The organism is Mesorhizobium calcicola (genome assembly GCF_042682105.1).
Taxonomy (GTDB): Bacteria; Pseudomonadota; Alphaproteobacteria; order Rhizobiales; family Rhizobiaceae; genus Mesorhizobium; species Mesorhizobium calcicola.
The window spans coordinates 208,962-222,774 of sequence record NZ_JBHUGY010000008.1 but is presented as its reverse complement, the minus strand read 5'-3'; the positions used below and the strand labels follow the sequence as shown (position 1 = coordinate 222,774).

Annotated in this window: 12 protein-coding genes; 6 read left to right on the top strand and 6 right to left on the bottom strand. The window is 61.6% G+C overall.

Annotated features, from left to right (window positions below; all coding sequences use genetic code 11):
- Positions 1-114 precede the first annotated feature (114 nt).
- Complete coding sequence (rhaS, locus tag ACFSQT_RS04540; RefSeq protein WP_027055502.1) at positions 115-1,110, bottom strand: rhamnose ABC transporter substrate-binding protein; 996 nt, start codon at positions 1,108-1,110, stop codon at positions 115-117.
- Positions 1,111-1,165: 55 nt separating this feature from the next.
- A complete protein-coding gene (locus ACFSQT_RS04535; RefSeq protein ID WP_379017134.1) occupies positions 1,166-1,969 on the bottom strand; it encodes a DeoR/GlpR family DNA-binding transcription regulator in 804 nt (267 codons plus the stop codon).
- Positions 1,970-2,155: 186 nt separating this feature from the next.
- On the opposite strand from ACFSQT_RS04535, the gene ACFSQT_RS04530 reads away from it, so the two are divergent.
- From ACFSQT_RS04530 to ACFSQT_RS04515, 4 genes are all read left to right on the top strand, one after another.
- Positions 2,156-4,258, top strand: a complete 2,103-nt coding sequence (locus tag ACFSQT_RS04530) for a bifunctional rhamnulose-1-phosphate aldolase/short-chain dehydrogenase (protein WP_379017133.1) — start codon at positions 2,156-2,158, stop codon at positions 4,256-4,258.
- Between the two features lie 167 nt (positions 4,259-4,425).
- Positions 4,426-5,718 (top strand): L-rhamnose catabolism isomerase, encoded by a 1,293-nt coding sequence (gene rhaI / locus ACFSQT_RS04525; RefSeq protein WP_379017131.1) that lies wholly within the window; start codon positions 4,426-4,428, stop codon positions 5,716-5,718.
- 92 nt (positions 5,719-5,810) lie between these two features.
- Positions 5,811-7,550, top strand: a complete 1,740-nt coding sequence (gene ggt, locus ACFSQT_RS04520; RefSeq protein ID WP_379017130.1) for a gamma-glutamyltransferase — start codon at positions 5,811-5,813, stop codon at positions 7,548-7,550.
- 83 nt (positions 7,551-7,633) lie between these two features.
- A protein-coding gene (locus tag ACFSQT_RS04515) for an IS630 family transposase (RefSeq protein WP_379017129.1) occupies positions 7,634-8,579 on the top strand; the annotation gives its coding sequence in 2 pieces (ribosomal slippage) (positions 7,634-7,972 and positions 7,974-8,579; 945 coding nt in all).
- A gap of 222 nt (positions 8,580-8,801) precedes the next feature.
- Here the strand turns inward: ACFSQT_RS04515 and ACFSQT_RS04510 are convergent.
- Positions 8,802-9,149 (bottom strand): hypothetical protein, encoded by a 348-nt coding sequence (locus ACFSQT_RS04510; protein WP_379017127.1) that lies wholly within the window; start codon positions 9,147-9,149, stop codon positions 8,802-8,804.
- Positions 9,150-9,589: 440 nt separating this feature from the next.
- Positions 9,590-10,030, bottom strand: coding sequence for a hypothetical protein (locus ACFSQT_RS04505; protein ID WP_379017126.1), 441 nt, complete (start codon positions 10,028-10,030; stop codon positions 9,590-9,592).
- A gap of 255 nt (positions 10,031-10,285) precedes the next feature.
- Here ACFSQT_RS04505 and ACFSQT_RS04500 point away from each other — a divergent pair, with 255 nt between their 5' ends.
- A complete protein-coding gene (locus ACFSQT_RS04500) occupies positions 10,286-10,543 on the top strand; it encodes a PilZ domain-containing protein (protein ID WP_379017125.1) in 258 nt (85 codons plus the stop codon).
- 55 nt (positions 10,544-10,598) lie between these two features.
- The gene (locus ACFSQT_RS04495) at positions 10,599-11,288 is read left to right on the top strand and encodes a GNAT family N-acetyltransferase (protein ID WP_379017124.1); all 690 of its coding nucleotides are present in this window, start codon (positions 10,599-10,601) and stop codon (positions 11,286-11,288) included.
- Positions 11,289-11,825: 537 nt separating this feature from the next.
- Here ACFSQT_RS04495 and ACFSQT_RS04490 read toward each other — a convergent pair.
- Positions 11,826-12,224, bottom strand: a complete 399-nt coding sequence (locus ACFSQT_RS04490; protein ID WP_143748680.1) for a hypothetical protein — start codon at positions 12,222-12,224, stop codon at positions 11,826-11,828.
- 217 nt (positions 12,225-12,441) lie between these two features.
- A complete protein-coding gene (locus tag ACFSQT_RS04485; protein ID WP_379017122.1) occupies positions 12,442-13,674 on the bottom strand; it encodes an IS701 family transposase in 1,233 nt (410 codons plus the stop codon).
- Positions 13,675-13,813: the final 139 nt, after the last annotated feature.

The window sequence follows — 13,813 nt, the reverse complement described above, 5'->3', positions numbered from 1 at the left end:
ATCAAGGTCCTGGTGTGTGGAGATGTCGCCACCCCCACCCCGTCTCGCCGATCTTGCTGCGCAAAGCCGGCTCGCCGACCCTCCCCGCAAGGGGAAGGGGGCAAGCGTCCGAGATCAATAGATCTTGGAGAACTTCTCGATGTTGCTCTTGTCGAACTGGAAGGGCGGAGCCATCGCAGCCGAGTTGGTGTCGTCGAGCGTGACCTTGCCGACGCGGCCGATCGACAGCGTGGCGCCGGGCTTGGCCTCTTCCTTCTTCACCGCCAGATCATGGGCGAGGTAGACGGCGGAGTAGCCGAGGTCGATCGGGTTCCACAGCGCGACGGCCTGCGAGGCGCCATTGTCGATGAACTTCTTGAACTCGGACGGCAGCGCTAGGCCGGTGACGTTGACCTTGCCGATCAGGTTCTCGTCGGTGACGACCTGCGCGGCGGCGACGACGCCGACGGTGGTCGGCGCGATGATCGCCTTGAGGTTCGGGTAGGATTTCAGCAGGCCCTTGGCCTCGTCGGTGCTCTTGGCAGAGTCGTCATCGCCATAGACGGTGGCGACGAGTTTGATCTTGGGGAACTTCTCCGGCAGGATTTTCTTGGCCGCGTCGATCCAGGCGTTCTGGTTGGTGGCGGTCGAGGAGGCCGACAGGATGGCGACGTCGCCGCCTTCCGGCAGATAGTCGGCGGCAAGCTTGATGATGGTCTCGCCGATCAGGCCGGTGTCGGACGGGTTGAGGTGAAGCTGGCGGCCTTCCTTGGCGACGCCCGAATCCCATGAGATGACGGTGATCCCGCGCTCCATGGCCTTCTTCAGCACCGGCACCAGGGCGTCGGCGTCATTGGCCGAAATGGCGATGGCATTGACCTTCTGGGCGATCAGCGAATTGACCACTTCGATCTGCGCCTCGGCGGTCGCCTTGGTCGGACCGGTATAGATGATGTCGACATCGCCGAGTTCCTTGGCCGCCTCCTCGGCGCCCTTGTTGGCGGCATCGAAGAAGCCGTTGCCGAGCGACTTCACCACCAGCGCGATCTTGACGTTCTCGGCATAGGCCGCATTCACGAACATGGCGGCCGAGAACGCCGCCGTCACCATCAATTTCTTCAAAAAGCTCATCGAATTTCCTCCCTTGAGCGTTGCATTCCATCGCCGCCGCGGGCGTGAGGTGATCTCAGGCCTGCAGTGAAGATTCTTCCTTTGCCGACTTGCGGGCGACGATCAGCGTCACCCCGGCGGTCTCGAGCATTTTTGCTTCGCGATCCTCGATGTCGTCATCGGTGATGACGGTGGCAATGCGCGACAGTCCGCACAGGATCAGGCTGGAGCGTCTGCGGAATTTCGAGGAATCGACCAGCACCACCAGTTCGTCGGCCTGGTCGATCAGCTTCTGCTCGGCCTGGATCAGCAGCGGGTCGCCTTCCATCAGTCCGAGCGGCCCCAGCCCCTGCGCGCCCATGAACATGCGCCGCGCATAGAAGTTGCGCGTCACGTCATTGTCGAAGGGCGACAGGATGATGTTCTGCTCGCGGTAGATGGTGCCGCCCGACAGCATCACCGTGTTCTTGGAATGCTTGAGCAGATGCTCGGCGATCGGGAACGAATTGGTGAAGATCGGCATGCGGCGGCCGGTCAGGAAATGCACCATCTGGAACGTAGTGGTGCCGCCATTGATGATGATCGGCTCGCCATCCTTGCACAGCTCGACCGCTTCGCGGGCGATCGCCCGCTTCTGCGAGGCGTTGATCGTTTCGTTGACGGAAAACGGCCGGCCGGCGAGGCCGATGAACTGCGGCGGCGAGATCGCCTCGGCGCCACCGCGCACGCGGCGCAGGCGCTTCTGGACGTGGAGTGCCGCGATGTCGCGCCGGATCGTCGCCTCGGACGATTCCGTCAGGTCGACCATCTCCTGCACCGTCACCACAGGCTTTTCCTGGACGGCGGACAGAATGATCCTGTGGCGCTCTTTTTCGTGCATGGTTCCTCCCTGCCCAGGCATCTAGGCATCCAAAACGCGCAGTGTCAATCATTTCCGATCATATAATTTCATTGTGCAGTGCAATATGATTGATATTGATCGTTTGTGATTGACAAGCCGGACGCTTCCGTGGAAATTCGGGGTCAAATGGGCCGCACCGTTTGCGTGCCTTCGGGAGGAAGATCCATGCTCGACAAGCGCACCGGCGCGCGCCTCGCCAATCTGTGGGACGAGGCCAAGGCTCAGGCGATGAGCGAGCCGGAACGGCTCGTTTATCGGTCCAATGTGCTTGGCTCCGACAAACGCGTCACCAACTATGGCGGCGGCAACACATCCTCGAAAATCCAGCAGAAAGACCCTCTGACCGGCGAGAACGTCGAAGTGCTGTGGGTCAAGGGTTCCGGCGGCGACAGCGCCTCGATCAAGCTTGACGGTTTCGCCACCCTCTACATGGACAAATTACGCGCACTCAAAGGTCTTTACCGCGGCCTTGCGCATGAAGACGAAATGGTCGGCTTCCTGCCGCACTGCACCTTCAATCTGAACCCACGCGCGGCCTCGATCGACACACCGCTGCATGCCTTCGTGCCAAAGCCCTATGTCGACCACATGCATCCCGACGCGATCATCGCCATCGCCGCCGCGAAGGATTCCAGGGCGCTGACCAAGGAGATCTTCGGCGACGCCATCGGCTGGCTGCCCTGGAAGCGCCCCGGCTTCGAACTCGGCCTCTGGCTGGAGAAATTCTGCCTCGAACATCCCGCCGCCAAGGGCGTGATTCTCGAGAGCCATGGCCTGTTCACCTGGGGCGATACGCCAAGGGAGTGCTACGAGACGACGATTTCGGTGATCAATCAGGCGATCGAATGGTTCGAGCGCCGCTCCGAGGGCCTGGCGATCTTCGGCGGCGAAGCGGTCAAGTCGCTCGATGCCCCCACTCGCCGCGCCATCGCCGCGAAACTGATGCCCAGGATTCGCGGCCTGATTTCGGAAAAGAGCCACAAGCTCGGTCACTTCGACGACCAGCCCGCCGTGCTCGAATTCGTCAACTCCCGGGATTTGCGGCCGCTGGCGGCACTCGGCACCTCGTGCCCGGACCATTTCCTGCGCACCAAGATCCGCCCGCTGGTCATCGAGTTCGATCCGGCCAAGCCCGATGTCGATGCCGTCATTGCCCGTCTCGCCGACGACATCGCCGCCTATCGTGTCGGCTACCAGGCCTACTACGACAGCTGCAAGCATCCGGACTCACCCGCCATCCGCGATCCCAATGCCGTCGTCTACCTGATGCCCGGCGTCGGCATGTTCACCTTCGCCGGCGACAAGGCGACGGCGCGCATCTCGGGCGAGTTCTACGTCAACGCCATCAACGTCATGCGCGGCGCCTCGACGGTCTCGTCCTATGTCGGCCTGCCGGCACAGGAAGCGTTCGACATCGAATACTGGCTGCTCGAGGACCTGAAGCTGCAGCGCATGCCGAAGCCGAAGGCGCTCGCCGGCCAGATCGCGCTGGTCACCGGCGGCGCCGGCGGCATCGGCCGCGCGACCGCCAGCCGGCTGCTGCGCGAAGGCGCCTGCGTCGTGCTGGCCGACATCGACGAGACAGCCCTCGCCGGCGCCAATGACGAGCTGGCGAAAGCCTATGGCAAGGATTTCGTCCGGCCGGTGCTGATCAACGTCACCTCGGAGGATCAGGTCATCTCCGGCTTTGCCGAGATGGCGGTCGAGTTCGGCGGCATCGATATTCTGGTGTCGAATGCCGGCCTGGCGTCCTCGGCGCCGATCGAGGAGACGACGCTGGCGCTGTGGAACAAGAACATGGACATCCTGTCGACCGGCTATTTCCTGGTCTCGCGGGAAGCGTTCCGGCTGTTCCGGGTGCAGAAGATCGGCGGCAACGTCGTCTTCGTCGCCTCCAAGAACGGCCTTGCCGCGTCGCCCAATGCCGCCGCCTATTGCACGGCCAAGGCCGCCGAGATCCATCTGGCGCGCTGCCTGGCACTGGAGGGCGCGGAAGCGCAGATCAGGGTCAATGTCGTCAACCCGGACGCTGTCCTGCGCGGCTCGAAGATCTGGACCGGCGAGTGGAAGGAACAGCGTGCCGCCGCCTACAAGATGTCGACCGACGATCTGGAGGAGCACTACCGCTCGCGCTCGATGCTGAAGCGCTCGGTCTTCCCGGAAGACATTGCCGAGGCGATCTATTTCTTCGCCTCCGACATGTCGGCCAAATCGACCGGCAACATCATTAATGTCGACGCCGGCAACGCGCAGAGCTTTACACGGTAATTGTTGAAGGCGGCGCTGCCCCTCATCCGCCTGCCGGCACCTTCTCCCCGTATAGGGACGGGGAGAAGGGTTAAGCCCCGGCGATGGCGACCCCTCTCCCCGTTCTTCACGGGGAGAGGGTAAGGGTGAGGGGCAGCGCCGACCGAACGCATTGGGAGGAAACAGCAATGTCCGAATCCATCATTTCCGTCGACCTCGTCGCCAAGGACAACGCCGCGCGCAACGCCGATCTCGAGCGCGACTACGCTTCGCTCGGCGAGCGCCTCGACCGTCGCGGCATCGCCATCGACGCCATCCGCGACAAGGTCGAGAAATTCGCCGTGGCGATCCCCTCCTGGGGCGTCGGCACCGGCGGCACCCGCTTTGCCCGCTTTCCCGGCGCCGGTGAGCCGCGCGACATCTTCGACAAGATCGAGGACTGTGCCGTCATCCGGCAACTGACGCAGGCGACGCCGACCGTCTCCTTGCACATTCCGTGGGACAAGGCCGACCCGAACCGGCTGAAACAGGCGGCCTCGCGCTTCGGCCTCGGCTTCGATGCCATGAACTCCAACACCTTCTCCGATGCGAAGGACCAGGCGCTTTCCTACAAATTCGGCTCGCTGTCGCATGCCGATGCCGGCACGCGCCGGCAAGCGGTCGAGCACAATCTCGAATGCATCGAGATCGGCAAGACGCTGGGTTCCAAGGCGCTGACCGTGTGGATCGGCGACGGCTCGAATTTCCCCGGCCAGGTCAATTTCGCCAGGGCGTTCGAACGCTATCTCGACGCCATGAGGCAAGTCTATGCCGGATTGCCGAATGACTGGAAGCTGTTCACCGAGCACAAGATGTACGAGCCGGCCTTCTATTCCACCGTCGTACAGGATTGGGGCACCAACTACATGATCGCGCAGGAGTTGGGCGACAAGGCGTTCTGCCTGGTCGACCTCGGCCACCACGCGCCCAACGTCAACATCGAGATGATCGTGTCGCGGCTGATCCAGTTCAAAAAGCTGGGCGGCTTCCATTTCAACGATTCGAAATATGGCGACGACGATCTCGATGCCGGTTCGATCGATCCCTACCGGCTGTTCCTTGTCTTCAACGAACTCGTCGATGCCGAGCTGTCCGGCGCCGAGGGTTTCGATCCGGCCCACATGCTCGACCAGAGCCACAATGTCACCGATCCGATCGAAAGCCTGATGCTCTCGGCGGTCGAGGTGCAGCGCGCCTATGCGCAGGCGCTGCTGGTCGACCGCAAGGCGCTGGAGGGCTATCAGGACGGCAATGACGCGCTGATGGCGACGCAGACGCTGAAAGTGGCCTACCGCACCGATGTCGAGCCGATCCTCGCCATGGCGCGGCTGAAGACGGGCGGCGCCATCGATCCGGTCGCCACCTACCGGGCCGCCGGCTATCGCGCCAAGGTGGCGGCGGAACGCCCGGCGGTCGCCGGTGGCTCGGGTGGCATTGTCTGACATCTGAATTGATCCGTCTGGTCCATCATTGACGGGTGGACTCGGTGGTCTCGACGGGTTCTTCTAGGCGTCCCCCCGCCAGGAGAACCGCCATGCCTCTCACCCGTCGGACACTGATCGCCGCCAGTCTTTGCATCACCTTCGTCCTGGCGCCGTTGACGAGCGTCTTCGCCGCGTCGCCAGCACCTGCCAAGGGCGAGCACGGCATGGTGGTTACGGCCCAGCATCTGGCGTCGGAAGTCGGCGTCGAGGTCTTGAAGAAGGGCGGCAATGCCGTCGATGCGGCAGTCGCCGTCGGCTATGCGCTTGCCGTCGTCTACCCCAATGCCGGCAATATCGGCGGCGGCGGCTTCATGACCATCCGCTTCAAGGACGGCAAATCGACCTTCCTCGACTTTCGCGAGCGGGCGCCGTTGGCCGCGAACAAAACCATGTATCTCGACAAGGATGGCAATCCGGTGAAGGGCGCGAGCCTGGACGGCTATCTCGCGGTCGGGGTGCCGGGCTCGGTGGCTGGCTTCGAGATGGCGCGCGAAAAATATGGCACATTGTCAAGACAGGATCTGATGGCGCCGGCGATCAGCTATGCCAAGGACGGATTCGTCCTCAATCAGGGCGACGCCGCCTTCTTTGCCCGCAGTGCCGACAGGCTGGCGAAGGATCCCGGGGCTGCCGCCATCTTCCTGAAACCCGATGGCAAGCCCTATGGCATCGGCGAGCGCCTGATCCAGCCGGATCTTGCCGCCTCGCTCGCCGCCATTTCCGAAAAAGGCCCTGACGCCTTCTACAAAGGCGCCATTGCCGACGCCATCGTCAAGGCAAGCGGCGCCAAGGGAGGCATCCTCGCCAAGCCGGATTTCGAGCAATATGCGGTTCGCGAACTGAAGCCCGTGACCTGCAGCTATCGCGGCTATGAGATCACATCCTCGCCGCCGCCCAGTTCCGGTGGCGTCATCATCTGCGAAATCCTCAACGTGTTGGAGGGCTATCCGCTGTCCTACCTCGGCGCCGGTTCCGCCGAGACGGTCCATGTCATGGTCGAGGCTATGCGCTACGCCTATGTCGACCGCAACTCTGCGCTCGGCGACCCTGGTTTCGTCGACAACCCGGTCTCGAAATTGCTGGACAAGGCCTATGCTAGGGATATCCGCGACAAGATCGATCCGTTCCGGGCCGGTGTGTCGAAGGACCTGATGCCGAAGGGCTTTGGCGAGAGCAAGGAGACGACGCATTATTCGATCATCGACAATGACGGCAACGCGGTCGCGGTTACCTACACGCTGAACGGGTCCTTCGGCGCCGGCGTCGTCGCCGATGGCACCGGCATCCTGCTCAACAACGAGATGGACGATTTCACCCAGAAGCCAGGGGTGCCCAACCTTTATGGTCTGGTCCAGGGCGAGGCGAACGCCATCCAGCCGAAGAAGACGCCGCTGTCGTCGATGAGCCCGACAATCGTGGCCAAGGACGGCAAGCCGTTCATGGTCATCGGCAGCCCGGGCGGTTCACGCATCATCACCATCACGCTGGAGGCCATCGTCAACGTCATCGACCACGGCATGAACATCCAGGAGGCGATCGACGCGCCGCGCATCCACCACCAGTGGCTGCCGGACACAGTCTATGTCGAGCCGTTTGGCCTGTCGCCGGACACCGAAAGACTGCTGGCCGGCATGGGCTACCACCTCGAACTCGGTGATTCGACCTGGGGCCAGGCTGCGGGCATCCTGGTCGGTGGCAAGAGCCTGGCGGAGATCGAGAAGGGCGGCGGCGCGCGGTACAACGGCGCCATCGACAGCCGTGCGGCCTCCGGCGAGGCGCTCGGATATTAGAGCGGTTTGCGTTTTGTCTGAATCAGGATTCCCAAGATTGAGCAAATCAGATTCGATGTTCTGACCGTTGGAGGTCGGGACAGATGGCCAAGCCTTATTCGATGGATTTGCGGGAACGGGCACTGGCTCGCCTTGAAGAAGGCGAGACGAGCCGAGAGGTGGCTGCGGCGCTGAAGGTGGCAGTTTCGAGCGTGATCAAGTGGGCGGCGCGCAAGCGTCGGCTGGGCAGTGCGGCACCCGGCAAGATGGGCGGTCATCGACCCTATCTGATTGACGGGGAGCATCGTGCTTTCGTCCTGAGCGAGGTCGAGCGGGATGCCAACATAACGCTTCATGAATTGACGGCCGCACTGGCTGACCGGGGTCTCATCATCCACCCCGCCAGCGTCGGTCGCTTCTTGCATCGCGAGGGCAAGAGCTTCAAAAAAAACCGTTCTGCCGGCTGAGCAGCTCAAGCCGAAGCTGATGCGTCGGCGGGCGCAATGGATGCGCTATCAGACCCGCATTGACCCAACGCGCCTGGTCTTCCTGGATGAAACGTGGGTCAAGACCAACATGGCGCCGTTGCGTGGCTGGGGTGTGCGCGGCAAGCGGCTGATGGCTCACGCGCCATATGGTCATTGGAAGACGATGACCTTCATCGCCGCGCTGCGGCATGATCGGGTAGAGGCGCCTTGGGTCATTGACGGACCCATCAATGCGCAGGCCTTCCGTGTCTATGTCGAAACCGAACTCATCAAGACACTGAAGCCGGGCGACATTGTCATTCTCGACAATCTCGGGTCTCACAAGGGCCAAGCCGTCCGCGACATCGTCAGGGCCGCCGCAGCGCGGCTCTTCTTCCTGCCGCCCTACAGTCCAGATCTCAATCCAATCGAGAAGCTCTTCGCCAAGCTCAAGCACTGCATGCGACGTGCCGCCAAACGAAGCATCCAGGCCGTACACAACGCTATCGCCCGCACCCTCGACGACGTCACCCCAAATGAATGCAACAACTACATCGAAAGCGCAGGCTATAAGTCAACCTAAATGCGAACCGCTCTAGAGCAATTCCAGGAAAAGTGTGAAACGGTTTTCCGTCCGGAATTGCGTCAAAACAAACAGATAGAGCGGTTCGGCGTTTCCGCGAACGATGAACCGCTCTAAAGCCGGAAAAGCTGGTGGCGGCTCGGCGGAACGGGCCGCCGCTGCATGGCGATTCGAGAGGATCGCCCGCTGCTCAATCGGTTCGGCTTATGGCCGGTTGGATCGTCACAAGACCAGCGTGATGGTGGATGCGACCAGCATCAAGGCGGCGATGCCGACGAACAGCGCGTAGATTCGCGGCCGGTCGAGCAACAGTGCATTTCCCGATATCCAGGCTGATGTGGCGCCACCAAGCGCGAAGAGGAAACCGTTGCGGTGCCCGAAGGTCATCGACGCGGCCATCAGCCCGCCAATGATCAGGGCGCCGAACACGATGATCACGGCAACCGCATATTTCTCGAAATCGTTGCCGCCGCCAATGGTTGGCCCGATCGCGTTTAACGTCGGCAGATCGTCCGGATCGAAAGGATTCGTCGACCCATATTCGTCTTGACCGGCAGTCTCTCGCATCATTCGTTCTCCGTATGGCGGCAACAAATCATCAAGCCTCGCCGAGTGCAACCCGATCGCACTGCGCTTGATGCGTTCGGCACGGTCTTCACCATCTTCCGACGGCGGCTTGCCGCTTGCTTTTTGATTCGTGCCTGGCGTCTCTTGGTCTCAGGCAATCCGAGGCGCGCCTGCCCGAAGGCGGCCGTGGACCATGCAATTATGGACTGAATTCGTGGAGGAAAGATGATGCCGGGCGTGGTTTCGGCCGCGGACTGCGGTTTTCGGTGGGGCGTGACGTCGCACAGGGCCGTGAAGGGCCGAATCGCCTTGCCGCCAGCGCCGATGGAGAACAGGACCGCGCCCGATCGCGGCTTCAAGACGCGTCGTGATGGTCGCGAATTCATGCGCCGCGCTTCAACCCTTGCTGCCATCGCTTCTCGAAGCCTTCGAGGCCGCGATTTTTATGCGGCGCGAGCCGGCGGCAGCTCGAACAGCGTGGCGCCGTTTTCCCGGCCTCGCTCGATATAGCCGATTATTCCAAACCATCTTGCGACATCCGGCCCCTGGAGCCAGCTGCGCGAGTGGATGGGGAGGTTGCCGGCGAGCGCCTGGATGTGCCTGATATGCCGCTTGCAGAAGCGGACGGTCCCGGCACGAAAGAAATCCTCCTGCGCGGCGAACAGCGTGTTGGCGGCGTCGCTGTTCTCGTGCCAGGCGATGATCGCCACCGCCTTGTCGCCCTCGACAAGCGCATGCGCACGGCCTTCTTTCAGGTTCATCATCAGATTGTCATACGCCATCTTGCTGTCCTTGCCGGCCGCGACGTATTCGTCCGACATCCGCTTGGACAGGCCGCGAAAAACATCGTCGAGATCTCCGAGCGTTGCTGCGCGTGCTCTCATTTCTCCTCCTGCAGCCCCGGCAGGCAGTTTGCCCTATGGTTGGGGGATCACCAAGCAAATTGGATCCGCCGACAGCCCGATCGGCGCAAAGCCGTTTCACCGGCGTTGCGCGGTAAAAGTTCCGGAACCATTTTAGCGTAAGCTAATTGTGTGGCGGTTCCGGGCGTCGCATCGTCGGTTTGAAGTTCGTCCCGCCCTTGATGCCGACCCTGCAAAGCGGATTTGCGCCCCACGATTTCCAGGAGGAATGAGACAATGAGCCCCACTGACCCGCGCATCGAGCGACGCTCTCATTCACGCGGGATTGTTCTGAAGGATGCAACCATCATCACCGAAGAGGCGAACATCAGTTGCTCCGTCAGGAATCAGCATGCTCATGGTGCGGAACTACGGGTCGACCCCGGCGTCACAATTCCCGACCGTTTCGTCCTTCACGTGCCCGCGGATGACGCAAGCTATCGTGCCGTGGTGCGATGGAGAAGAAACGAGCGGCTTGGCGTGCAGATTTATTAGCCGCGGGAACACGAGATAGAGCCGCTCTGCGCCGCGCCAACACCAGGGAGGGAACATGGCCGAGCGAGGGAGAGGGAAGGAACTATCGAAAGCAGCCGGCAGCGCCAGCGCACCCCGCGCAGTAACGGTGATCGGAAACCATATCAGCCTGGTGCCGCTCTGCCTCGAAGACGCCGACGACATCTTCCGGCTAACTCACGCCGGCGAACGCGATGATATCTGGGCCGAGATGAAAGTGGGGCCGTTCGATGGGGTTGAGTCGTTCCGGGCACACGTCGGCGACCTGCTCAACGACCAATCGCGGACGTTCCTGACGCTGCGCACCGCGGCCGCGGGGCCAGTCGGTTGGCTTTGCCTGATGGAGGCGAGGCCAGCGCACGCAGTGATTGAATTGGGCTATGTCCTTTTCGCGCCCGCCCTGCAGAGGACCGTCGCAGCCAGCGAGTCGCTCTTCCTCATCATGCGTCACGTCTTCGACGACCTGAATTATCGTCGCCTGGAATGGACCTGCACCACGGCCAACGCGAAATCGAGGCGGGCAGCCGATCGGCTGGGCTTTGTCTTCGAGGGCATATTGCGCGAAAGCCTCACGCTGAAAGGCCGCCCGCGCGACATCTGCATGTATTCGCTTCTGGCGCGGGAATGGGCGCCCGCCAGCGCCGCGTTCCTAGCCTGGCTGTCTCCTGAAAATTTTGTCGATGGACGTCAGGTGCAATCCCTGGAGGAAGTGAGAGCATCGCTGTGAGCTGGACTCGCCAAATGGCTACCGCGCCAAGCACTCGATACCCGCGCCAACCCGCCGGATCCCCGACCTGGGCAAGGTCCGCGCCACGGGCGCAGGAATATTCGAACACCGCTACGGCCGGATCGTCATAAGCCGCAGCTGACCGGGTGACGGCAAGATCATCGGAAGCGCCTGCAAACGACAACTTGTCGCTTGCTTAAATACCTGATTTAATTGGAGAAAAATATGGTGCCCAGAGGCGGAATCCAAGCCAAGAAAATCTAGCTTTGTTTTCAAACGCTTGGAACTCGCACAGCGACAGCACTAACCAACAAAAATACCAACAAAAAATTTCTGTGGATTGGTTCGGTTCCCGAATATTGCCTCACTCAACGCAACCGCACATACACTTCAACTCGGAAACCGATCGCCGTGCTACTAGATTTTGGCCTAGACTAGATCACCACCCGATGGGGTGTGGGGATCGATCCGAAGGTCCTCCGGTACGGCCATTCTCCCGATGGGAAATTCCTTTGCTGTCCAGTCGATCGTATTCAGTTATGACCTCTGTGCCCCTTGACATGGCAGAGCGGGATTCAATCCGATTTCTTGCGATAGAAAGATCAATAACTTTCCATCATGAGCAAATTCCAGTGCAAAAACCAGAGCAGGAACGAGGCTGATGCAGAACCAGCGTCGGCCGCGATGCGTTATTTCTGCCGCAACATCATCCCAGAACCTCAGCGTTGGCAAAATCACGATGTGGAGAACCAACCATATCGAATAGGTAGCGTCCGGGCTCCAGAATTCGCCATCGGTCATTTTCCCGTGTGCAAGTTCATGGCGTATCGGGGGTCCGCCGCGAAAGTTGAACAAGAGATCTATCTCGTCAATCAGAGCGGCAGGCATGATCTGCAAAAGCGGTTCCCGGAACTCGCCTAGCAGGCGGCTGAGCATTGCCTCTTCCCGGGTGCCATCCTGATTGATGCGATTGGTTTCGACACCCGACGAACTGAGCTCGACTTTGTACGTTAGGTGGCGAAGCACAGGGCTTGGGCCATTCGCAGGATGCGCTCTTGCGGGATATTTTGTCGCTCCCGGTTTGGCGGGGAGTGTTGATTAATATCGCCGATCCAGATTGCGAGGCGGACGGCGCCGATGGCGTCGCTGAACGTCAGGCTGGTTTTTCGGTACCACGCTGCGGCGTATGGGGTGGTAGTGCCGGTGAGCAGATCGCAGGCCCATAGCGATATGAAGCTGTAGAGCCCGAGCAATGCCGGGGTGGTTCGTGCAATGGCCTTGTCGGACTATTGCCGCTGGGTCTCAACGCCAAGATGGGCACGGGTCTCAGCGAACGTGACCTCGATCTGCCAGCGCCGGACGAACAGGGCGATGATTTCGGCGGGCTCGAGGGGATGTCCGTGCTGAAGAAGGCTTGAGGGGCGCGTTTGCCATCGGGATCCCGGACCAGCACCCAGCGGATCGGCATTACCGGGGTACCGGGCCTGTACCACAAGGCGGTATCAGACGTGATCTCGAGCGTCTTGCCTTCGACATGGCCATACCAGGCGGACACGATGATCCTGGCCCAGGTCGTGGCGGGGTTGGACAGGAGTGTCTTGAGCTTTGGTAGCGCTGGACCTTTTTGCGCTGGCCGACCGACGGTGCGCGTGGTCCGCTTTGACGGCGGCGCAAACAGGCTGGCATCCAGTCGCAGCCGGCTGATGAGCGTTGCCCTGGCAGTGATGGCATGGGCCAGTTCATGGACGGCAAAGCTGCTGTCGCCCACGAAGATGATGCGGCGCCCCGGCAGCCAGCGACAGAGTTGCAGTGCGCCCTGCCGCGCCCAGTCGGTCAGCAGCTTGTGGCGCCGCCCGCGTTGATGGTCGGATCGCTCGGACGGAGCAAGCAGGGTCAAGACCGGCAAGGCCTTTACCAGGCTTGTCCATGGCACCGGGGTTAGCACCATGAAGCTCAACCAGCGCAGGCCACTGGCTTTGACGAAATGGCCATGGCTGGAGCGCACTGGATCCCGGTAGATGCCCCGTGCGCTGATCCGGCGTCCCCATCGTCGTTCGATGGTGTCGTCCATGCCAATGACGATGAGGCCATCTGGCACGAGCCGTTCGACCACAAGGCCCAGCAATCGCCTGGCAATGCTGCGGGGGCTCCAGCAGGCTCGGTTGAGGATCTGGTGGTAGCTTGCAAAGTTGGCGGCCTCGGCCCGGCCGGTCATGCGTAGGCAGGAACTGACGGTCCGCTTGCCCGGCGCCAGCAAAGCTCCCATGATCAGAACAAGGACATGTTCCCAACTGGGCGCTGTGAAGCAGGTGCGCAACGCTTGAAGCCACTGGCGCAGGATCTGGGGAACGGCATCGCCGACAGCGGCGCTGGGATTGTGCAGCATCCCATGCTTCGAATCCCGGCCAGCACATGTTGCAAGGCAATGACCGTGCGGCGAAGTGAATCAGGCCTGCCCGGGCCCGCGGCAGCTATGACTGCACAATGGAAAAGGACGACGTGGCCCTGGCATCGAAGCGTTCGAC